Annotated in this window: 24 protein-coding genes and 1 tRNA gene; 11 read left to right on the top strand and 14 right to left on the bottom strand. The window is 64.4% G+C overall.

The annotated features are described in order from the left end of the window. The first annotated feature begins 5 nt into the window (after positions 1-5). Complete coding sequence (locus ACVIGB_RS37800; protein ID WP_092117466.1) at positions 6-773, top strand: DpnI domain-containing protein; 768 nt, start codon at positions 6-8, stop codon at positions 771-773. Between the two features lie 312 nt (positions 774-1,085). Here the strand turns inward: ACVIGB_RS37800 and ACVIGB_RS37795 are convergent, their stop codons facing one another. The 4 genes from ACVIGB_RS37795 to ACVIGB_RS37780 all read right to left on the bottom strand — a co-directional run bounded on the left by ACVIGB_RS37795 (position 1,086) and on the right by ACVIGB_RS37780 (position 2,840). Continuing rightward, complete coding sequence (locus ACVIGB_RS37795; RefSeq protein WP_456718870.1) at positions 1,086-1,586, bottom strand: GNAT family N-acetyltransferase; 501 nt, start codon at positions 1,584-1,586, stop codon at positions 1,086-1,088. A 37-nt stretch (positions 1,587-1,623) separates the two neighbouring features. Further along, the gene (locus ACVIGB_RS37790) at positions 1,624-2,010 is read right to left on the bottom strand and encodes a hypothetical protein (protein WP_456718871.1); all 387 of its coding nucleotides are present in this window, start codon (positions 2,008-2,010) and stop codon (positions 1,624-1,626) included. A gap of 301 nt (positions 2,011-2,311) precedes the next feature. After that, positions 2,312-2,503 (bottom strand): hypothetical protein, encoded by a 192-nt coding sequence (locus ACVIGB_RS37785; RefSeq protein ID WP_456718872.1) that lies wholly within the window; start codon positions 2,501-2,503, stop codon positions 2,312-2,314. A gap of 97 nt (positions 2,504-2,600) precedes the next feature. Continuing rightward, positions 2,601-2,840: a hypothetical protein gene (locus ACVIGB_RS37780; protein WP_456718873.1), complete on the bottom strand. Its 240-nt coding sequence runs from the start codon at positions 2,838-2,840 to the stop codon at positions 2,601-2,603. A 358-nt stretch (positions 2,841-3,198) separates the two neighbouring features. Between ACVIGB_RS37780 and ACVIGB_RS37775 the strand changes: the two genes are divergently transcribed. From ACVIGB_RS37775 to ACVIGB_RS37750, 6 genes are all read left to right on the top strand, one after another. Then, positions 3,199-3,642, top strand: coding sequence for a nuclear transport factor 2 family protein (locus ACVIGB_RS37775; protein ID WP_456718874.1), 444 nt, complete (start codon positions 3,199-3,201; stop codon positions 3,640-3,642). A 228-nt stretch (positions 3,643-3,870) separates the two neighbouring features. Continuing rightward, positions 3,871-4,131 (top strand): hypothetical protein, encoded by a 261-nt coding sequence (locus tag ACVIGB_RS37770; protein WP_456718875.1) that lies wholly within the window; start codon positions 3,871-3,873, stop codon positions 4,129-4,131. 294 nt (positions 4,132-4,425) lie between these two features. Beyond that, the gene (locus ACVIGB_RS37765) at positions 4,426-4,860 is read left to right on the top strand and encodes a nuclear transport factor 2 family protein (protein ID WP_171947760.1); all 435 of its coding nucleotides are present in this window, start codon (positions 4,426-4,428) and stop codon (positions 4,858-4,860) included. 220 nt (positions 4,861-5,080) lie between these two features. Continuing rightward, positions 5,081-6,046, top strand: coding sequence for a hypothetical protein (locus tag ACVIGB_RS37760; RefSeq protein WP_456718876.1), 966 nt, complete (start codon positions 5,081-5,083; stop codon positions 6,044-6,046). A 154-nt stretch (positions 6,047-6,200) separates the two neighbouring features. Next, positions 6,201-6,620, top strand: coding sequence for a hypothetical protein (locus ACVIGB_RS37755; RefSeq protein WP_092117486.1), 420 nt, complete (start codon positions 6,201-6,203; stop codon positions 6,618-6,620). A 228-nt stretch (positions 6,621-6,848) separates the two neighbouring features. Continuing rightward, a complete protein-coding gene (locus tag ACVIGB_RS37750) occupies positions 6,849-6,989 on the top strand; it encodes a hypothetical protein (RefSeq protein ID WP_173640867.1) in 141 nt (46 codons plus the stop codon). Positions 6,990-7,096: 107 nt separating this feature from the next. Here ACVIGB_RS37750 and ACVIGB_RS37745 read toward each other — a convergent pair whose 3' ends face one another. From ACVIGB_RS37745 to ACVIGB_RS37735, 3 genes are all read right to left on the bottom strand, one after another. Then, positions 7,097-7,240, bottom strand: coding sequence for a hypothetical protein (locus ACVIGB_RS37745; RefSeq protein ID WP_016841369.1), 144 nt, complete (start codon positions 7,238-7,240; stop codon positions 7,097-7,099). Positions 7,241-7,411: 171 nt separating this feature from the next. After that, the gene (locus ACVIGB_RS37740) at positions 7,412-7,894 is read right to left on the bottom strand and encodes a MaoC family dehydratase (RefSeq protein ID WP_456718877.1); all 483 of its coding nucleotides are present in this window, start codon (positions 7,892-7,894) and stop codon (positions 7,412-7,414) included. An 8-nt stretch (positions 7,895-7,902) separates the two neighbouring features. Further along, positions 7,903-8,361, bottom strand: coding sequence for a MaoC family dehydratase (locus ACVIGB_RS37735; RefSeq protein ID WP_092117490.1), 459 nt, complete (start codon positions 8,359-8,361; stop codon positions 7,903-7,905). Positions 8,362-8,683: 322 nt separating this feature from the next. Between ACVIGB_RS37735 and ACVIGB_RS37730 the strand changes: the two genes are divergently transcribed. Both ACVIGB_RS37730 and ACVIGB_RS37725 read left to right on the top strand, forming a co-directional pair. Next, on the top strand, positions 8,684-8,980 hold the full coding sequence (locus ACVIGB_RS37730; protein ID WP_092126096.1) for a DUF4282 domain-containing protein: 297 nt from the start codon (positions 8,684-8,686) through the stop codon (positions 8,978-8,980). Between the two features lie 155 nt (positions 8,981-9,135). Then, positions 9,136-9,279, top strand: a complete 144-nt coding sequence (locus ACVIGB_RS37725; RefSeq protein WP_171947763.1) for a hypothetical protein — start codon at positions 9,136-9,138, stop codon at positions 9,277-9,279. Between the two features lie 122 nt (positions 9,280-9,401). Here the strand turns inward: ACVIGB_RS37725 and ACVIGB_RS37720 are convergent, their stop codons facing one another. The 6 genes from ACVIGB_RS37720 to ACVIGB_RS37695 all read right to left on the bottom strand — a co-directional run bounded on the left by ACVIGB_RS37720 (position 9,402) and on the right by ACVIGB_RS37695 (position 12,681). Then, positions 9,402-10,082: a ParA family protein gene (locus tag ACVIGB_RS37720; protein WP_021081815.1), complete on the bottom strand. Its 681-nt coding sequence runs from the start codon at positions 10,080-10,082 to the stop codon at positions 9,402-9,404. A gap of 181 nt (positions 10,083-10,263) precedes the next feature. Further along, the gene (locus tag ACVIGB_RS37715) at positions 10,264-10,590 is read right to left on the bottom strand and encodes a hypothetical protein (RefSeq protein ID WP_456718878.1); all 327 of its coding nucleotides are present in this window, start codon (positions 10,588-10,590) and stop codon (positions 10,264-10,266) included. Between the two features lie 217 nt (positions 10,591-10,807). Continuing rightward, complete coding sequence (locus ACVIGB_RS37710; protein WP_456718879.1) at positions 10,808-11,110, bottom strand: hypothetical protein; 303 nt, start codon at positions 11,108-11,110, stop codon at positions 10,808-10,810. A gap of 205 nt (positions 11,111-11,315) precedes the next feature. Continuing rightward, a tRNA-His gene (locus ACVIGB_RS37705) sits at positions 11,316-11,392 on the bottom strand. Between the two features lie 187 nt (positions 11,393-11,579). Next, on the bottom strand, positions 11,580-12,017 hold the full coding sequence (locus ACVIGB_RS37700; protein WP_456718880.1) for a phasin: 438 nt from the start codon (positions 12,015-12,017) through the stop codon (positions 11,580-11,582). A gap of 265 nt (positions 12,018-12,282) precedes the next feature. Then, positions 12,283-12,681, bottom strand: coding sequence for a phasin family protein (locus tag ACVIGB_RS37695; protein WP_092123550.1), 399 nt, complete (start codon positions 12,679-12,681; stop codon positions 12,283-12,285). A 365-nt stretch (positions 12,682-13,046) separates the two neighbouring features. Between ACVIGB_RS37695 and ACVIGB_RS37690 the strand changes: the two genes are divergently transcribed. Both ACVIGB_RS37690 and ACVIGB_RS37685 read left to right on the top strand, forming a co-directional pair. Further along, on the top strand, positions 13,047-17,138 hold the full coding sequence (locus ACVIGB_RS37690; RefSeq protein WP_456718881.1) for a PAS domain-containing protein: 4,092 nt from the start codon (positions 13,047-13,049) through the stop codon (positions 17,136-17,138). A 356-nt stretch (positions 17,139-17,494) separates the two neighbouring features. After that, a complete protein-coding gene (locus tag ACVIGB_RS37685) occupies positions 17,495-18,322 on the top strand; it encodes a metallophosphoesterase family protein (RefSeq protein WP_092126665.1) in 828 nt (275 codons plus the stop codon). On the opposite strand, the gene ACVIGB_RS37680 is transcribed toward ACVIGB_RS37685, so the two are convergent. After that, the gene (locus ACVIGB_RS37680; protein WP_092123548.1) at positions 18,261-18,746 is read right to left on the bottom strand and encodes a cyclic nucleotide-binding domain-containing protein; all 486 of its coding nucleotides are present in this window, start codon (positions 18,744-18,746) and stop codon (positions 18,261-18,263) included. The two genes, ACVIGB_RS37685 and ACVIGB_RS37680, sit on opposite strands and share 62 nt — an antisense overlap. Between the last annotated feature and the right edge of the window lie 152 nt (positions 18,747-18,898).

The raw sequence follows: 18,898 nt of genomic DNA, 5'->3' as shown, positions 1-18,898 counted from the left end.
GCCTCATGAAACTCGGCTTCGAAGAATCACAAACCTCCTACACCAGCGGCTCGCAAAGCGCCCGTGCATGGACCGAAGCCTGGGTCAAGGCTTGGGCCTATTGTCCGCATTGCGGCAATGCAAAGATGTCGCAGTTTCCCAACAACAGTCCAGTAGCCGACTTCCTGTGCGGATCGTGCAGCGAGGAGTTCGAGCTCAAGAGCCAGAAGGGCAAGTTCGGCCCGAAGGTTGCCGACGGCGCTTACAAGACGAAATGCGAACGTCTCGATGCGAGCAATAATCCGAATCTTCTACTGATGAACTACGACCTCAAGACGCTTGCGGTCGTCAATCTACTGATCGTTCCGAAGCACTTCTTTGTCCGGGACATCATCGAGGAGCGGAAGCCGCTGGCTGCGACCGCCCGGCGCGCTGGTTGGATCGGGTCCAATATCCTGCTCGGGAAGGTCCCGGAGTCCGGGAAAATCCACATCGTCCAGAACGGAGTCATTCGAGACAAGGAGTCGGTCCTTGCCGAATGGCAGAAGACGCTGTTTCTCAGGAGTGAGTCGCTGGAGTCACGAGGCTGGCTGCTCGACGTGATGAAATGCGTTGAATCGCTGGGCAAGCGCGACTTTACCCTTGAAGAGGTCTATGCCTTCGAACGGCATCTTGGTGTTCTGTACCCGGGCAACCAGAACGTCCGGCCGAAGATACGTCAGCAGCTTCAATTCTTGCGCGATCGTGGGTTTATCGAGTTCCTGGCACGGGGCATTTATCGCCTGAAATCTTGAGGAGTCGACATGGCTTGGTTTCTCAATTTCTACAGATGTGAACGTTGCCGACGCCGTTGGACCGATGAATGGTCCTGCACGTGTGACGACGACTGCCCTCACTGCGGCGCTCGCCACATGACGCCGACCAGGAGCGAAGACCTAACCGAGTTCATCGAGGAAGAGAACGGCGAATTCGTCGTGATCCGTTCGCCCGATACGGCAGAGCATGATCCCGACTATCAAGAGGTCGGACGCTTCTCTACGCGCGCGCAAGCGGAGAGATTCTTAGCCCCAACTGAGCAGGGATAGCTGTCGGACAGACTCAACCGGTCATTCGACGCCGAATGCCGGATGATAGCTAACATCCCCTTTCGGCGGCTCGTCCTTCAGCACCAGCCGCTGAAAATACGGACTCGGCTTGCCGCCAGAGGTCAGCGCGGGATCGCTGACAAAGCCGAAGCGGCGGTAATCGGCGGGATCGCCGAGCAGGACGCAGCCGTCGGCATTCAGTGCAGCAAGCCGCGCCAGTCCCTCGCGGATCAATGCGCCGCCGATGCCCTGGCGTTGCATCTCCGCCGTGACCGAGACCGGGCCGAGGCCGTACCAGCGACCGGGCATGCGATCGATTTGCACCGGCGAGAAGGCGACGTGGCCGACGATGCGTCCGTCATCCGACGTTGCCACCAGCGAGATTGTCAGCGCGCCGGCCTGGCGCAGCGCCCCGACGATGCGGGCTTCGGTGCCGCTGCTGTGCGGTGCTTTCGCGAATGCGGCCGTCGTGATGCGGCTGATCGCGGCGGCGGCGTCATCGCGTTCGTCCCTGATCTGCATGCGCGCAGATAAGGCCGATCGGTGGCGAAGCGCAAGCTCAGCCCACACTGACGACCGCGACCGCCAGCAGCGACATCATGATCATCGTGGTCATGAGTTGCAGCGAGACGCCTGGCTGGCTTCGCCACTGCGCGATCTTCTCGGAGAACGACAGACTCGCGTCGAAGAACATCGGCGCCGTGGCGTGCGCGAACCGCTTCGGAAATCTTGCGGCAAGCTGTGGCGTGATCGCGGCGTAGACCAGCGAGGCGAGCACGACGAAGATGGCAGCGCCATAGCGTTCGCCGACGATCTCGCGCGCGCCGACGATCTTCAGCATCAGCACGGCGGCGGCGAAGGTCGGCAGGCCCTGCAGGATGGCGGTGAGCGCAAAGCCTTCGAGCCGGTTCTGCGCAGGCGATTTCGGTGCAGCGATGGCATTCATGGCGGCGATCCCTTCTCAATCGGGTGATCCGATGCCGCCACGCTAGCCGCGCGCCCTCGCCTGCGGCGTGATGCAGGTCACGCCGGAAACGGGATCGCTACCTACGGGTCTGTTTGATGTGCGAAGCGGAATCTCACCCACGTCGTCCCGGGCAAGCGCAGCGCGACCCGGGACCCATAACCACGGGCAGGAATTGTTGTCCCGCGCTGTGGCCCCAGCATGCTTCAACAACGTAACCCTGTGGTTATGGGTCCCGGCTTTCGCCGGGACGACGGCAGAGCTTACCGCGCGATCTGGAATTCTACCCGGACCGCTTGTTGCTGGTGTTCTGAATCAGATTGCCGTGTGCGGCCTGCTCGCGGATGTTGTGCTTCTCGTCGTCGCGATGGCCCTTGGTGGTGTCGAGGGGAACGCCGGGGGCGCTGCCGGGGCCCTTGTGGCTCTGGTTGTCGTCGGGAACGGGCTGGATATTCCCGGTCTTTGGTTTCGTCATCATCGTCTCCGTTACGCAAGGAGACAACGCCGCCCGCGCGGGCGGCGTTCCCGGAACGTGAGTCACGTTCCCGGAACGTGGCTTCACGCAACCGAGCTCACAGCTTCTCCTGCTGCGAGGGCTGCACCTGTTGCTGTTGGCGCTGACGTTCCTGCTCCTTGGCGTGATGGCGGCCGTAGAGGCATCCGGCGGCAGCGCCGAGCATGCCGTGGTGGCCGGCATAATGACCGGCGACACCGCCGACGACCGCGCCCTTGATGCAGCCCTTGGCGTCGGCGGGCGAGGTGGCGGCGAGCGCACTGACGGCAAGGGCGGAAGCGAGAAGAATCGATTTCATGATACGGCTCCGATGGAATTCTTAAGGCATCAACGGCCAGGCGGCCCCGCCGGTTCCCGCCGCTTCCGGGCCAACGTGAAACGCCCGGGGAGTTCTCACGAATTCGCGGCTACCTGCCCCCGCGTGCGCTTCACGTCTTCGAGACGCGATCAGTTCAGTTTCATCAGTTCAGTTTCCTGCCATGTCGGGATGGCACCCCGGCGCACCGCATGCATGTTGTGCCGCAATGCACGCTCCGGTTGCCGAACCTAATCGCGTCTCGTGCGTCAAAACATATGTTTGAGAGTGGAACGCTTCGGTTCACAATGCGGGCCAGGGCCAGTCAAAGGCGAGTCGGACAGAACCGGCGGAGTCGAATATGGGCGAGGATTTGAACCGGCAACGCGTCTTGAACTTCCTCGACGTCTATTATGCCGGCGGCATCGAGGGCGCGCTCGATCGCTGCAGCGACGACGTCGCGTTTCTCGCCAACGCCCCGATCGACATTCTTCCGCATATGGGCCAGCACCGCGGCAAGGCCGCGCTGCGCCAGATGTGGACCACGATCCACGAGCGCTATTCCGACATGCGCTACGAGGCGCCGATGGTGGTGGCCGAAGGCGACAAGGTCGCAGCCCAGCTGCGGGTGTTCTTCCGCAAGCGCAACAACGCCCGCGTGGTGCAGTTCGACGTCGCGGTGTTCTACACGCTGCGCGACGGCAAAATCACCGACATCCGCGAGATCATCGACACATTCGACCTCGTCCAGCAGGTGCTGGAGCGTGATGTCGCAGCGGCGCTGACCGGGCAAATCGCGGGCTAGAGCATTTTCGGTTCTGATTGAATCAGAACCGAAGCTCTAGATTCTTGTTTTGACGCGTTTTCTTCACGCGAACCGGTGTCCACTTCGCTCGAAAACGCTCTAGCTCCCGGAACACGGGGCAACCCACGCCGGCGTCCCGCCCCGCAAATTCGTCCCCGCCGGCGTTGAACCTCGAAGGCCCGGCGCTGACCTATCACTGGGCTTGTTGCGGTCGGGGCTGAAATCACCATGAAAGTCGCATTGCTCGCTGTGCTTGGCCTTGCACTGGGCGCCCTTGGCGGCGCCGCTCTCGGCATCGGAGCCGGGCTCGCCTGGATCGGACTGGCCAAAACCTCAGGTCTCGACAGCGGAACGCTGGTGTTTTTCACCTTCATGCCGCTCGGCGCCGCGATCGGTGGCATCGGCGGCGCGCTGCTGTTCGCGGTGGTGGCGATCCGCGACGCCGAGATCGTGATCGAGCGGCAGCCGCTGCGGCAGCGCGACCGCTGAATTGCGGTGGCCGGAGCGTTTTCGAGCGAAGTGGACACCGGTTCGCGTAAAGAAAACGCGTCAAAACTAGAATCGAGAACCCGTTCCGATGCAATCGGAACGGGGTTCTGCGGACGGGCGGTCACATTCCGGTCAAAACCGGCGCAATTGTGCATTGCAAAAAAGTCATTTGCGTTTTGGCCGTTCCGCCCTATTTGAGGCCGTAATAGTGACGTGCAGCAACCTGGCAGGGCGTCGACGCTGACCGCCTGCCATTCGTTTGCTTTGAAAATCCAGTTTCAGGACGAGACCAAAATGACAGAGCACAGCCTCTGGCGTTTTTCGCGCGCATTGCATCGCGCGATCAACGAACGCCAGCTTGCAGACATCGAGCCGCTGCTCGATGACGAGGTCGAATGGGCCATCTATGGGCCGATCGACCTGTTTTCCTTCTTCGGCTCGCGCCGCGGCAAGGCCGCCGTGCTCGAGGTGATCAGGCAGATCGGCGAGAACCTGAGGGTTCACCGCTTCGATCGGGAGTCCATCATGCTGGGCGCGGATTCCGCGGCCTCGATGCTGCGCTATTCGCTGACGGCATTGGACTCCAACAAGCCGATCTCGCTCAGGATCGCGCATTTCGCGCAGTTCAAGGCCGGCAAGCTCACGAGCTTCCGCGTGCTGGTCGACAGTTTCGACCTGGTCGAGCAGACCGTCGGCTACCCGATCCATTTGCCGCGCATCGCGGTCTGACGGCGCCACGATTTCACGCCTTCGTCATGTCCGGGGCCGCGCCTTCGCGTTAAGGCGCCCCGGCCGCCGCGGCCTGTTTTGCCAGCCCCGAACGGCCGCGCCTGGGACGTTTGTCCCGGACATGACGATCACGCGTTGATCAGTTGCCTTCGCAGCGCCGTTGCCACAATTTTGCGCCAAGAAAACCGCATGTTGCGGCGCTGGAATTTGCGGGCTGGGAATGACTTCTACATCACGATTTGGCTGGACAAGGCTGCCGGTGCTGGCGGCCGGCTTCAGCGTGGCAATAGCGTTTTCGGCCACGGCGCAGACCTCACCATGGGCGATCGTTCCCGCCGCCCAAGAGATAGCGAAGGACAGCGCGAAAGGCGCCCCCGCTGACGATGCCGAGGCTGCGGCCGACGAAGCGCCGCCGGCGGCCGATGCCAATGACGCCGACATCCTGAAGGACATCGACCAGAGCAAGCTCGACTGGAGCCAGCTCGACACCGATTCCACCAGCCTGCCCACGCTGGCGCCGAAGAGTGCGGCCAAACCCAGCAGCATCGCCGGCAACGATCCGTCCTGGTCGACCAACAACAACACCAACGGCTCGTCGGCGGTGTCGGTCAAGCAGTCGGTCTCGCCGTTCCTCGACACCCGCATCGGCGCCGACATGACGGTCGCCAAACAGGGCACGATGACGACGTCGGAGCAATTGTCGGAGCGGCTCGCCAATGGCGGCAGCCTGCCGCAATCCGGCGGCTCGGCCTGGGCTTCGATCTCGACGGGTGGCGTAGCTTCGATCTGGGACAAGACCTCGGTCGAGGCGCGGGTCGATCCGGGCGCCGACCAGAGCAAGGTCGGCACCTCGCTCAGCAAATCGGTGCCGCTGTCGGAGCAGTATTCGCTGACCTTGCAGAGCGGCTACAATTTGATCCAGCAGGGCGTGGTGCCGGTGCCCGGCGTCGACGGCCACCCGTCGCGCAGCTACGATACCGATCAGTCGGCACGCCTGTCCGTTACCGACACCGGCACCAGCATCACCGCAGGCCAGACGCTGTCGACCGCCGAGGACAGATGGCTGCGCCGGGTCGGCGCCGAGCAGAAGCTGTTCGACGGCGTCACCGTCTCCGGCTCGGTCGGCGAGACCGCCCAGGGCACGATCAACAAGAGCATCGGCGCCGGCTACAAGCGCTCATGGTGAACGATCTGTTAGCCCTGTCGCGCTAATGATCAGGCATTGCCCCAACTTGGCCCAGATGCGGTCAAATTCGGCGGCACTGATAGGTCCGTAACTTCATCAATTCGTCGTGCGGGGGACAAGCCGCGCTTCGCTATTGCGAACCAGGGGAAAGCCGATGAACGCCACCAACCGTACCGAGGAAGCCGCTGAAACGACTTCCGAGGTCGATTCCAACCTTGCTGCGGTCTCGGAAGTCGAAGCCGGCATCCGCGACTTCGTGCGCAACGACATCGCCTATCTGCGCCGGCCGGTGGCGAGCCCGGAGACCGCGCCGACCGACACCAATACCGATGCCACCGTCAGCAACGTCAACTCGCTGATCCAGCGCGTCGCCGGCACCTCGCTCGCCGAGATCGAGAAGCTGATCGGCGAGCTCGAGAGCCTGCGCGACCTGCTGCATGCCGAGGGCCAGCGCGTCCAGCGCGAAATCTCCGGCTATGCCCAGCTCAGCCAGGCCGCGATGAAGTCGACGCGCATGATCGCCGACAACGTCTCGCAGTGGAAGCGCGCCGCCGACGGCCTGCGCAACAGCTGATCCCGATCAGTTTTCCAGACTGATGGCCGCCGCCTCCCGACCAGGGGGCGGCGGCTTGGTTTTGCGTGGGCCGATTCAGCGCAGAACGATTCGTTATTCAGCGCGGTGTAAACTGCGCGGCATCAATTCTTGCAGAAGCCGATTTGAACTTGAGATGCCGAACCCGCGTCCAACCCGGAATTCGCATCCGGGCCGCGCCTTGCCGGGACGTCCATTTGGAGAGAATTCATGCAGAGCGTCCGGCCGGATAACGCCGCCGATCCGATTCCGCTGCGCCAGCCGCAGCAGGGTATCGGCACGATCATGATCCGGTTCCTCGGCATCCTGGCAGCCGCGACCGTCGTGATGGTGCTGATCTGGAATCGGTGAATTTCGGGATCGGGAGAAGTGTGACGCAGCCTGCCGACGGGTCACACTGAAAAGCGCGAATGCGCGCTACAGCGCCCGCTCGAGCGCCGTGGGTCACAGACGGTCGATCAGCGATCGATGCTCGCGGTGGTCTCGAAGGAATAATTGCCGTCGGCAAAGCCCTTCACGACCATTCCGGTGGCCAGCATCACGACAACTGTGACCGTCGCAAAGATAATGCCGACGAGTTTCAGCGCGCTGCGATCTGCCATAGTCGTCCCCAGGTGTTCGGCCCAAGTGCTCGTGCCCCCAGCCATAAGGCAGGGACAAAGGTTCAAAATGCGTTAGCAAAAAATGAGTTCCACGCAACGCACAACTACGTCGGCAGCAGAAGTAGCTGCCAACCATGGCGTTCGTGCAACATCAGAGGCGCCGGAGCAACATCAGGAACCGGGATTCCGGCGCGGCACAAAGGCGGTCGCGAGGAACGAGAACACCACCTCATTGCGCTGATTGACGCCGGTGTTGCGGGCTTCAAGGATGCCCCATTCCGGCCGCTTCTCGGACGTGCGCTTGGTCTCGATCTGGTTGGTGAAGCTGATGGTGTCGCCAGCCAGCACCGGGCGGATCCAGCGCAGCTCACGGAAGCCCGGCGAGGGTCCCCAGACCGCGACCGTCTCGCCGCGGGCGGCGGCTTCCGCGGCGAGCTGCTTGCCGTCGGCAACGAGCAGCTTCATGCAGACGCTGGCAACGTGCCAGCCCGATGCGGCGAGCCCGCCGAACAGCGACTTGCGCCCCTCCTCCTCGTCGAGATGGAAGCGCTGCGGATCGAACTGCGCGGCAAACCGCTTGATGTCTTCGGCGGTAAAGGTGAATGAGCCGAACTCGCGCCGTGCGCCGATCTCGATGTCTTCAAAAAAGCGCATGATGTCTCCTACGCGCTCGCAGCGTCACGGCGGCTGATCATGATCGGCGCCTCCATCTCGCACAGCATCTCGCCGCGCGCGTTGCGGATCGTACTCTTGAAGGTCACGATGCCGGTCTCGGGGCGGCTCTTCGAGACGCGCGCTTCGACGACATCGACATCCAGCGTCAAATCGTCACCCGGACGCAGCGGCGCCACCCAGCGCATCTCGTTGACCCCGGGCGCGCCCAGCGAGGCGGTGCGGCCGATGAAGCCGTCGAACATCATCCGCATCATCAGCGAGCCGAGATGCCAGCCCGAGCCCGACAGGCCGCGGAGCATGGATTTCTTCGCGGCCTCCTCGTCTAGATGCATCGGCTGCGGGTCGAATTCGGCGGCAAAGGCGAGGATCTCCTCGCGCGAAACATGGCGCGGGCCGAACGTGCCGAAACGGCCGGGCTTGAAGTCTTCGAAGGTCAGCGTGGTCATTGGGTGAGGATATGCTGGAGGGAAGCCCGATTGTGGCCGTTATTTGCAGCAATCACAACCAGCCCACTCGCATAGCTCGCCCCTGGACTGCCGGCGCCCGGTCCCGGGCCTGGCTTTGGCGAGACTGATTGGGCTTCTGCGGCATCGATCCCTTTGGGTACGGAGGCGCCTTGGCGCAGCCCCGAACCATTGGGCCCGGCGAAACGCCTCGTCCTGACCGACGCCTGCTGCGCAGGCCGCCGGGACGAAGTGATCGCGCCGGGGGTGACGCAGTAGGATGAACGAGACGCGAATCATATTTCGGCTGGCCGGGAGAACCATGATGTTCGATTTCCAGGATCTGTTTCAGTGGGACCGCTTCATTACGCCCACGATCATCAAGACGTTCTACTGGCTGGTGATCGCGGTCATCGTGCTGTTCGGAATCTCCGGCATCCTGTGGAGCCTCACGGCAATGGCGATCAGCCCGTTCGTCGGCTTCATCCAGTTGCTCGCGTCGATCGCCAGCATCTTCGTCGGCATCGTGTTGTCGCGCATCGCCGCCGAGTTCATCCTGATCGTGTTCCGGATCAACGAGCATCTCGGCGCGATCCGCGATCGGGATGGAGGCATGCACTGAGGCTTTGGGCCTCCCGCCGGATGCAGCCCGCCGCCCGGGCTGTGGTTAATCCGAAGTAGCACCCGCGCGCAAATGCCGATGAAAGTCCGAGCGGGATATTAAAACCGCTCGCGTATCTGTCTCCGCATTGCGCTTAAGACCAACGCGGGGGCGTCGTGAATTCGAGGAATGGTTTTATTGCCGTGAGGCCGGGTGAGCCGGGCTTTACGACCGAGGATATTCTTTGGGCTGTCGGCATCTGGTCGGTGATCCTGACCCTGGCGCCGGTGATCGCGTTCTATCTGCTGATGGTAGCGTAGAGCCGCCTGCTTCGTCATTGCGAGCGCAAGCCGAGGCAATCCGCGATTGCCTCGTTGCCTCAACACGCAAAAAACGCGCGAGTGCCGCGCGTTTCTTTCCAGTTCGAACCAAAGCGGCGTTGTTACGCCGCCTGCTTGTGCATCGCGCCGGACGCCGACGCCGTGCCGCGAATTGCCTTGATCGAGCGTTCGATCGCGGCCCACAGCCGATTGATCTCGGCGGCAGCGCGGCCTTCCGCATAATATTCGCGCGCGCCTTCACCCTGGCCGAGCGCCATCAGAAGGTCGGCGCGGTTGGTGATCTGGCCGCTCCACACCGGTGCGCGGAATTTCGCCAGCGCCTCACGCGCGATCGCGACGATGCGGCTTTCGGCGCCGTCACGCTGCGCAGGCGCGCCGTTGATCACGACGGCGTAGGGCTTGCGCATCGAGCGGCAGGTCTGAATCGTTTCCTGCACCGCGTTGACGTCGAACACGCCGGGCCGCGCCGGAATGATCACCATCGTGGCGTTCTTGATGGAGTCGTCGACCACAGCCGACAGATTCGGCGGCGTGTCGATGAACACCCATTCGATGCCGTCGCGCTTGGCTTGAGCAATGATCCCGCTGACCGAGTTCACCGCAGTCTTGATCGCCGGCTCGTTGGTGCCGCGCAATTTATGCCAGAGCGTCAGCGAGCCCTGCGGATCGGCGTCGATCAGCAGACAGGGCTTCGTTGCCTTGTGCACTTGCGCGGCGAGGTGAGCAGCCAGGGTACTTTTCCCCGAGCCCCCCTTACGCGAAGCGAAAACAATCACGTTCATACGTTGGCCTCCAGATTGACCCCAGGAGGCGAAAATGAATCAGCATGCTGATTCGCGAAAGAAGAAACTTCTTGCAATCCGCAAAGTGGCCAAGATTACCGGTACATTCTGCTTTTTGAGTCACACTCGACTTATGACACAACCGAAAATGGAGGCGCTAAGCGCTTGATAAGACTCACGCCTAGCGCCTTTCGGCAGTCTTGGCGCGCTGGCGCGCGATCCACTTGCGCTCGATCCAGCCGAGCAATTGCGCCGTCGGTCTCTGCAAGAGCGGGACATCCTGCGCGAACAAAAGGAGTCCGAGCGGCAGCATCCAGAGTCCGAGCACCGGCAGGAAGCTGAAGATGCCGCCGATGATCAGGAGGATCGCGAGCGGAATCCGCACGTAGCGCGATGACGGCTTGCGCAGCCACGCGACGAAGCGTGCCGGCCTTTCCGGAAGCTTGGCTTCGAACCAGGCGAAGTGCCGATCGATCTCTTGCTTGTCGTATTCGCTCACGCGCCTCACTCCATCCGTTCCGTCGCGAAACGGATTTGGCAAACAACACAAGCTCCAGAGATGATGCTGCGTGACAGCGTCACAAGGCGTCAGTCTGTCGCGCATGACGGTCTTGAAATTGCCGACGAGCGATCAGCACGCGCGCATGCACAACGGTTCGCGTCAAGACAACCGGGGCTCGTGGCTCTCGCGTGCGCGTGATGGGAACCAGCTCAATGGGCGGACGTCAGTGGGTAGACTTCTTCGCCTTGTGCGACTTGGAGACCTTCCGCTTCACAGCGACCGGCCGCCGTTCCACGCGCTCGCTCGCCTCGCGCGGCTCGGAATCTGCGCGGAAGAACACGCGGCAGGCCGGCGACAGCTGCGCCCTGTTCCTGATCATGCAGGCCGTGATGCGATCGACATCGGGAATCTCGGGGCCACAAAGCCGGAACGCGTCCGGCGTACAGGCCTGCTGCTGGTCCGGCGTGTAGGCCTCACCGCGGCCCGGCAGCAGCAGCAGCGCGGCAAAGGTGACCGCTGATATCAACGCAAACGAAAAACTCCTTGAACCGGCGGTCCCCATGCGTCCCCCCAAAGGTGTCACTAGGCGTCGTTAAGGCGTCGTTTCGGGGAGTGTGGGTGAACGCACGCAGAAGTGCAAGCAGGCGAGATGACACGCCACCGGCGATCAAGGGAGGCGGCAAGCTTGCGATGGCCCGAACTTGCGACGTCGCGTTGGGTGATGGTGTGGATGGTACAGTTGGGTGGGCTCGAACCACCGACCTCCTGTTCCACAGACAGGCGCTCTAACCAACTGAGCTACAACTGCATCCTGACGCACGGCCCCGCAAAAAGGGGGCGGCGATTTCGGCGGAAACTAGGTGCAACGCCTGCCTTTGGCAAGGCCGTAACGCGCTGATTTCCGCTCTTATCTCGGGCCATTCCACGGCCCCCGTCCAGCAAAAAGGCCCGGACCGCATCGGCCCGGGCCTTCCGCTATCTCATGCAGGCTGCGATCAGGCGGCCGGCTGCTGGTAGAACTTCGAGGCGCTGGCCTTGATCGGCTCGGCGGTCTCGCTGGCGACCTTCTGGCCGAGCTCGGCCAGCTCCTTGGCCTGCGCGGTGTAGGTCTCGAACTGCTTGCGGGCGTGCGAGGTCCACAGCTCGACTGCTTCGGTCGGCGACTTCACGCTGAACAGCTCCTGGGCGAAATCGAGCGAGGAGGTGGTGTTGGCCTTGAAGAACTCGATCAGCTTGGCCGAATACGCGGTGGCGCCCTTGTTCACCGAGGTGAACACGGCCTCGACCGTCGAGTTGTGGGTCTCGGCAGCATCCTTGAACTTGGCGTAGCTGTCGCGGGCCTGCAGCACGCCCTTTTCGGCGAACGCGCGCATCTGCTCGGGAACCTCGAACGGGATGATCGAGGCGGAAAACGGATCGGACGGGTTGGTCATACGTGTAATCCTTCGCAACGGGTGAGTAGATGTGACCATTGCGGACGTCCCGGAGACACAAAGGCCGGGAACGTTGAAATGGATCACGCTGCCTTGATTCACGGGAGTGCCCTTCGTCGGGCGCGCCTAATAAACACCCATATCATGTCAATTTTGTGCAACGCAACGTAAGATCGCGTGCGACGCCACATTTTTTATGTGGCGGAATATGGGATTACCGCGCCCGACCAGGGTTGGGTCTGCCACAGAGCCCATCAGCTCTTCGTCAGCTCTTGGGCTTGACCGCATCCATCGCGGCGCGGCTGACCGCCTGGCCCATTTCGCTGGCCTGCTCGGCGAGCGAGCGCATCTGGCCCTGCACATATTCGCTGTGCAGCCGCATGACCTCGGTGAGGTCCTTGGCCTTGAGCAGCGACTGGGCGTAGTCCAGCGAGGACTGCACGTTCTTCTCCGCGTAGCCGAGCGCCTTGGTGGAAAGCTCCTTGGCGCCGGCGCGCACCGTGGCGTTGCGCTCCTCGATCTTGCCGGCGGTGTCCCGTGCGTTGGTCACGAACTGCTCGAAAGCCTTGCGCGCCTGATCGAAGCTCGCCTCCGCCATCGACCGCATGTCCTTGGGAATCTCGAATTTGGGGATCTCGAAATGGTCACGCCCGTTGTCGCTCATGGTCGCTCTCCCTCGCTTGGTGGTCGGCCCGCCGGTTGGCCTTGCGGGCCCAAGGCAGAATACAAGGTAGAATAGACGGCAGAACATATCGTGGCACTGCAATCGCAGGTATGACGCGGCGCCGCCCTGGCTCCGCAACACGCTGTCGCAGCCGCCTCTCTCTCTACCCGACAACGCCAAACGGCTGTGGATCGTTCAGCCAAGTTAACGTTATCCCGGCTTAAGCCGGGGCACGCTGGCCGCGGACATGGACCTGCCGCCCCCCAGTTGCGATACTAACCTTCTGTTAAGGCTGTCGTCCTGCGGCCGCCGGCGCTCCGGCAAAGCTTAGGAAGAAGCCAAACCATGCGGTCAAATCTTGCGTGATGAGTGACGCGGAATTCCAGATCCAGGCGCTCGGCGATGTGCGGCTGGCGGACCATGCGGCAGGCGCCCTGCCGGCATGGCTGTGGTCGGCCGACGGCGCACGGATTCTGTGGGCCAATCCGGTCGGCGCGCAGGTATTCGGTGCCGCCAATGGCGCCGATCTGGCGAAGCGCGCCCTCGGCCCGGCCGATCCGCATCGCCGCCAGGTCGCGCGGCTCGGCCCGAGCCTCGACGCCGGCGGCGCGGTGCGGCTGGAGCGGCTGCGCGGCTTTGGCGCGGCGCCCGGCATGCTCGCGACCTGCGGCTGCAGGCGGATTGACCTGCCCGACGGCAGCCACGGCATCCTGATGAGCGCGCTCAATGCCTCTGGTCGCAACATGCCGCTCGCCGAGCGCTTGCTGCGGCTGGTGCAAGGCTTGCCGCGTCCGGCGGCCGCCTTCAACGGCGACGGACTTTTGGTCGCAACCAACGAGGCGGCGCGTTCGCTGCCCGGCCTGCACGATCTCACTGAAGCCGGCCTCGATGCCGCGCGCGACGAAGCGCTGGCGCAAGGCCGCGCGGCGGCGAGCGTTGCGATCGGCCGCGTCGTGCTGCAGCGGATCGGCCACGGCGCCGATCGCGCGCTGATCGCGCTGATCAAACCGGCGGCGCATCTCGCCGCCAAACCGGCCGCACCGATCGTGCCTGAGCCGATTGCGCCGGAGACGGCTGCACCGGAAGCACCGGTAGCGGCAGCAGCGCCGCAAGAGGCCGCAGCCGTGGAGCCGCCGCCAGCGCCTGCCGCCGTCGAACCGCCAACGGCGCATGAAGAAGCCCCCGCGCCCACAAGCGAAGCGCCGGCCAGCTTCACGCTGTTCGATGCGCTCGACCCGCAATTGGAAGAGCGCATCGCGATCGAGCCGATCGTCAGCGTGACTGAATCCGAACCCGCGGGCGTTGCTCCATCTCCCGCGCCGGAAGAGACGCACGTCGAGACCGCGCCCGTCGAGACCGCGGCATTCGACACCACGCCGGACGAAAGTCCCGCGGTCGAGGAGCCGTTATCGGAAGCGCTCATCGAAGTGCCCGCTGAGGCGCAGGTCGAAGCGCCTGCGCGCCCTGCTCCACCGCTCGCGTCGGCAGAGCTGACGCATGCGGAGCAAGCACCGGTCGAGACCGCGCCTCTCGACACCACGCCGGACGAAACTCCCGCGGTCGAGGAACCGTTATCGGAAGCGCTCGTCGAGGTGCCAGCTGAAGCACAGGTCGAAGCGCCCGCGCACCCTGCTCCACCGCTCGAGTCGGCCGAACTGGCGCATGCAGAGCAAGCACCGGTCGAGACCACACCTCTCGACGCCACACCTGACGAACTTGCCGCGGTCGAGGAACCGCTATCGGAAGCTCTGATCGAGGTGCCCGCTGCGGCACCGATCGAAGCGCCCAAGCCGGAGCCCATGCTCGATCTCGAAGAGACCGCACACGCACCGGCTCCAGAAATATCGGCGCCATCGGCCGAGCCCGTGCCCTCGCCCTATGCGATCGCGGATGTGCCAGCTCCGCCGCCTGCCGCCGAGCCGGCGCCCGCGACGCTGGCGCCGGTGCCGCCGCCATCCTGGCTCGACGAACCACTGCCGGTGCGGCGGCATCCGCTGCGCTTCATGTGGCAGATGGACCATGAGGCGCGCTTCTCGCTCGGCTCCGACGAATTCACCCGCCTGATCGGCCTGCACACCGCGGCAGGGTTCGGCCGTCTCTGGAGCGACATCGCCGAGAGCTTTGGCCTCGATCCCGAGGGCCGCGTCCTCAAGGCGTTCGCCAGCCGCGACACCTGGAGCGGCATCACGCTGCACTGGCCTGTCGACGGCGGCGGCCGGCTGCCGGTCGAACTGTCCGGCCTGCCGGTATTCGATCGCAACCGGAATTTCGCCGGCTACCGCGGCTTTGGTGTGTGTCGCGACCTCGACGGGCTTGCGCGACTCGCCGCATTGCGCCGCTATGAGTTCTTCAGCGGCTCGATCGCGCCGCGATCGCTGTCGGCCGACGTCGCGCCGGCGCCGCGCACCGCTGCGCCGCCCGGGCCCGTCGCGCCGCATGATGTTTCTCCGCCGCCCGACCCGACCGCTGCACCGCCCGAGGAATTGACCGAGCCGACAGCAGCAGAGACTTCACACCAAGCCGATCCGGATCACGCCGTGGAAACGCCGCAAGAAACGAAAGGAGGAACGCAGGAGGAAACGCACGACGTGCGTCACGACCCGCCGCAAAATGTGCTGCCGTTCCGCCTTGCCGGCGATACGCGGCCGCCGTCGTTGACGCCGGTCGAGAACAACGCCTTCAACGAGCTCGCGCGCCAATTGTCGGCGCGGCTCGAGAGCGAGGCCGGCCTCACCGCGACGACGAACGAGAGCGCCGCCACGGAGGCGGTTGCCGAAGAGCCGCCCGCCAGCGAACCGCCGCAGGAGGCGGAGGCGCCGCGGCCGAAAGAGACGTTCGCGCAACTGGAGACGCCGGCCGACGCGCCGAAGGCCGGTTGGCTCGCCGCGACGGAACCTGCACCGCGCGGAGAGTCCCGCCGCGACCGCGTGCTGCTCGATCTCTTGCCGGTCGGTATCCTGATCTACCGGCTCGACCGCCTGCTCTATGCCAACCACGCCTTCCTCGCCCGCATGGGCTATGACAGCCTCCACGCGCTGGAAGCTGCCGGCGGGCTGGATGCGCTCTATGTCGAGCCTGGCGTCTCGCAGGCGAGCAGCACCTCCGGCACAGGCACGCCGGTGACGATCTCCGCAAACCAGAACGCGGACGACGGCGCGCAGTCGGTGTCCGCGGAGGCACGGCTGCACACCATCACCTGGGACGACGATTCCGCGCTGGCGCTGATCTTCGCGCGCACGCTGGACGAAGACGCCGCGGTCGCGGCCGCGCTGTCCGATCCGGAGCCCGATCCCGAGCCCGTGGCTGCCGCCGAGCCGATGCTTGCGCCACTACCGCCGCAGGCCGGCCACGCCGACGCCGAGGAGCTCGGCGCGATCCTCGACACTGCGGCCGAAGGCATCATCATGTTCGATGCCGAGGGCAACATCCATTCCTGCAACCGCAGCGCGGAGGCGCTGTTCGGCTATGACGGCGACGAGTTCGTCACGCATAATCTCGCCGACCTGTTCGCGCCGGAAAGCCAGCACGGCATCTTCGACTATCTCACGAGCGTGAAATCGGCCGGCGTCGCCAGCCTGCTCGACCACGGCCGCGAGACGCTCGGCCGCGTGCGCCAGGGCGGCATCATCCCGCTGTCGGTGACGATGGGCCGCACCCGCGCCGACGGCCCGAATTTCTTCGCCGTGTTCCGCGATCTCTCGCAGACCAAGAAGAGCGAGGGCGAATTGCGCGAGGCGCGGCGGCTCGCCGAACGCGCGGCGAACGCCAAATCCGACATGCTGGCGCGGATCAGCCACGAGCTGCGCACGCCGCTCAACGCCGTCATCGGCTTTGCCGAGGTGATGATCGGCGAGCGCTTCGGCGCGCTCGGCAACGAGCGCTATGTCGAATACATGAAGGACATCCGCGCCTCCGGCGAGCGGGTGATCGCCATCGTCAACGACCTGCTCGACCTGTCGCGGATCGAGACCGGCAAGCTCGACCTCGCCTTCACCAGCCAGAACCTCAACGAGATGGTGGAGAGCTGTGTCGCCGTGATGCAGCCGCAGGCCAATCGCGAGCGCATCATCATCCGCACCTCGCTCGCGCACACGCTGCCGCCGGTGGTCGCCGACGCCCGCGCGCTGCGCCAGATCACGCTGAACCTGATCGGCAACTCGATCCATCTCGCCAATGCCGGCGGCCAGGTGATCGTCTCGACCGCGCTGTCGGATTTCGGCGAGGTGATGCTGCGCGTGCGCGACACCGGCCAGAGCCTCAACGACAACGAGGTCGCCGCCGCGCTGGAGCCGTTCCGCGCGCCGACGCCGTCCGATCAGGCCGGCTCCGGCGGCGTCAGCCTGTCGCTGACCAAGGCGCTGGTCGAAGCCAACCGCGCAAAATTCCAGATCCGGACCGGCGGCCGCACCGGCACGCTGATCGAGATCGTGTTCTCCCACGCCGCGGCGCGGGTGTGAGAGGCGGGCACGCTCCGTCGCCCGGGTCAGGAACGCACTGGCGGAGGGCCTCCCTCCCCCCTTGCGGGGGAGAGTTGGGGAGAGGGGTGGCCACACGGCACGCTCTCTCCGCTGTAATATTCTTCAACGCCACGCGGCCGAGATTGTGAGACCGACACTCATCTCGCTCGGGGGCCACCCCTCTCCCCACCCTCTCCCACGAGGGGAGAGGGAGCCTGGCCAGCGTGCCTACCTCACTGCGAAAATCTGTCGCGCCGGATCTGCACGATACGGCATAGATCTTGCTGCAATTCCGATTGTTTGAAATTCATGATCTTCCGAACCCAGCCCGCTTTCCGGGCATCTGGATCTGGCGGATGCGCTGCCTCGTCGTCGCCGACCTGCATTATTCATTGCCGCAGTTTGACTGGCTGCTGGCGGCCGCGCCGCAATTCGATCTGGTGATCTTCGCCGGCGATGCGCTCAACCTCGGCTCGGCGGTCGATTTCCGCGCCCAGATCGTCGTCGTCACGAAATACCTTGCGCGCCTCGCCGGCCTCACGCGCGTGATCTTCTGCTCGGGCAATCATGACCTCGACGAGCGCAACGCAGAGGGCGAGAAGGTTGCGCGATGGGTCGCCGCCGTCAGGGAATTCGGCGTGGCCTGCGACGGCGATAATCTGACCATCGGCGACACGCTGTTCACGGTGTGCCCGTGGTGGGACGGCCCGATGGTCAAGGCGCGGATCGACGACCAGCTGCGCGAGGCAGCCGCCATGCCGCACCGCCGCTGGGTCTGGGTGCATCACGCCCCGCCGGCGGATTCCCCGATCAGCTGGGGCGGCAAGCGCTTCTTCGGCGACGTCGAGCTGCTGCGCTGGATCGAACGCCACCACCCGGCGATGGTGATCTCGGGCCATGTGCATCAATCGCCGTTCATCCCGAACGGCTCGTGGTTCGACCGGATCGGGACGACCTGGGTATTCAATACCGGCCTGCAGCCCGGCCGGCCGCCGGTCTACATCGTGCTCGATCTCACTCAGGAGAAGGTTTTCTGGCTCGCCGCCGGCGACGCGCAGATCGTCGATCTCAACGCCCCCTTGCATCGGCCGGCAACGCCGCTCAGCGATGCGCCCGACTGGCTCACATCCTTGGATCGGATTGCCGATCCGAGCCTGGCGCGACCTGCATCGGCGGCAGGTTGATCATGCTCTGCAGCACTTCGCTGACCATCGCCAGATGGGTGCCGTGATCGGCATATTGATGCATCAGATCGGCAAGATAGGTCGTGGCGACATGCAGCCGTTGCGCCAGCAGCTGCGCGATCAGCAGCGCCAGCGCAGGCTGCTCCCGCAGGAACGACGCCGCATCGTCGAATTCGTACAGGACGCAGTCGGACGCCGCGCGCACCTTTGCGCTGTGCGGCCTGTCGAGCAGAACACTCATCTCGCCGAACACCGCGCCGGGCTCGTCGATCACCGCGACCAGACTGTCGCCCTTCACGACCTCGACCTTGCCCTCGAGCAGCACGAACAGATGACCTGTCTGGCCGCCCTCCTCGATGAAATCCGTGCCGGCCGGCAGGCTGCGCCTGCTCCCGCCGGTGCAGTGATCAAGGATCGCCCGCATGCTGTTTCGCCTCCGTCTGCTGTCAGACTAGGCGGAGATGTGGCCGAGGTGAACGAGATTAGCCGGGCGGTCTGCCCAAATTGTCGGCATGCCGTGCGTTAGGGACGCAGCGGCCGAAAGGCTCCCTCTCCCGCTTGCGGGGGAGGGTTGGG

The sequence above is a fragment of the Bradyrhizobium sp. USDA 4341 genome (genome assembly GCF_054063755.1).
Note: the sequence above shows the minus strand (reverse complement) of the source record. Positions and strands in the feature narration are given on the sequence as shown.

What these genes read in the sequence shown, in the direction of transcription:
- ACVIGB_RS37720 (WP_021081815.1), bottom strand. Translation starts at nt 10,082, where the DNA reads ATGAACGTGATTGTTTTCGCTTCGCGTAAGGGGGGCTCGGGGAAAAGT.
- ACVIGB_RS37680 (WP_092123548.1), bottom strand. Translation starts at nt 18,746, where the DNA reads ATGCGGGCGATCCTTGATCACTGCACCGGCGGGAGCAGGCGCAGCCTG.
- ACVIGB_RS37780 (WP_456718873.1), bottom strand. Translation starts at nt 2,840, where the DNA reads ATGAAATCGATTCTTCTCGCTTCCGCCCTTGCCGTCAGTGCGCTCGCC.
- ACVIGB_RS37785 (WP_456718872.1), bottom strand. Translation starts at nt 2,503, where the DNA reads ATGACGAAACCAAAGACCGGGAATATCCAGCCCGTTCCCGACGACAAC.
- ACVIGB_RS37790 (WP_456718871.1), bottom strand. Translation starts at nt 2,010, where the DNA reads ATGAATGCCATCGCTGCACCGAAATCGCCTGCGCAGAACCGGCTCGAA.
- ACVIGB_RS37735 (WP_092117490.1), bottom strand. Translation starts at nt 8,361, where the DNA reads ATGACCACGCTGACCTTCGAAGACTTCAAGCCCGGCCGTTTCGGCACG.
- ACVIGB_RS37795 (WP_456718870.1), bottom strand. Translation starts at nt 1,586, where the DNA reads ATGCAGATCAGGGACGAACGCGATGACGCCGCCGCCGCGATCAGCCGC.
- ACVIGB_RS37745 (WP_016841369.1), bottom strand. Translation starts at nt 7,240, where the DNA reads ATGGCAGATCGCAGCGCGCTGAAACTCGTCGGCATTATCTTTGCGACG.
- ACVIGB_RS37730 (WP_092126096.1), top strand. Translation starts at nt 8,684, where the DNA reads ATGTTCGATTTCCAGGATCTGTTTCAGTGGGACCGCTTCATTACGCCC.
- ACVIGB_RS37685 (WP_092126665.1), top strand. Translation starts at nt 17,495, where the DNA reads ATGCGCTGCCTCGTCGTCGCCGACCTGCATTATTCATTGCCGCAGTTT.
- ACVIGB_RS37755 (WP_092117486.1), top strand. Translation starts at nt 6,201, where the DNA reads ATGAACGCCACCAACCGTACCGAGGAAGCCGCTGAAACGACTTCCGAG.
- ACVIGB_RS37765 (WP_171947760.1), top strand. Translation starts at nt 4,426, where the DNA reads ATGACAGAGCACAGCCTCTGGCGTTTTTCGCGCGCATTGCATCGCGCG.
- ACVIGB_RS37800 (WP_092117466.1), top strand. Translation starts at nt 6, where the DNA reads ATGAAACTCGGCTTCGAAGAATCACAAACCTCCTACACCAGCGGCTCG.
- ACVIGB_RS37695 (WP_092123550.1), bottom strand. Translation starts at nt 12,681, where the DNA reads ATGAGCGACAACGGGCGTGACCATTTCGAGATCCCCAAATTCGAGATT.
- ACVIGB_RS37750 (WP_173640867.1), top strand. Translation starts at nt 6,849, where the DNA reads ATGCAGAGCGTCCGGCCGGATAACGCCGCCGATCCGATTCCGCTGCGC.
- ACVIGB_RS37775 (WP_456718874.1), top strand. Translation starts at nt 3,199, where the DNA reads ATGGGCGAGGATTTGAACCGGCAACGCGTCTTGAACTTCCTCGACGTC.
- ACVIGB_RS37690 (WP_456718881.1), top strand. Translation starts at nt 13,047, where the DNA reads ATGAGTGACGCGGAATTCCAGATCCAGGCGCTCGGCGATGTGCGGCTG.
- ACVIGB_RS37740 (WP_456718877.1), bottom strand. Translation starts at nt 7,894, where the DNA reads ATGCGCTTTTTTGAAGACATCGAGATCGGCGCACGGCGCGAGTTCGGC.
- ACVIGB_RS37700 (WP_456718880.1), bottom strand. Translation starts at nt 12,017, where the DNA reads ATGACCAACCCGTCCGATCCGTTTTCCGCCTCGATCATCCCGTTCGAG.
- ACVIGB_RS37760 (WP_456718876.1), top strand. Translation starts at nt 5,081, where the DNA reads ATGACTTCTACATCACGATTTGGCTGGACAAGGCTGCCGGTGCTGGCG.
- ACVIGB_RS37770 (WP_456718875.1), top strand. Translation starts at nt 3,871, where the DNA reads ATGAAAGTCGCATTGCTCGCTGTGCTTGGCCTTGCACTGGGCGCCCTT.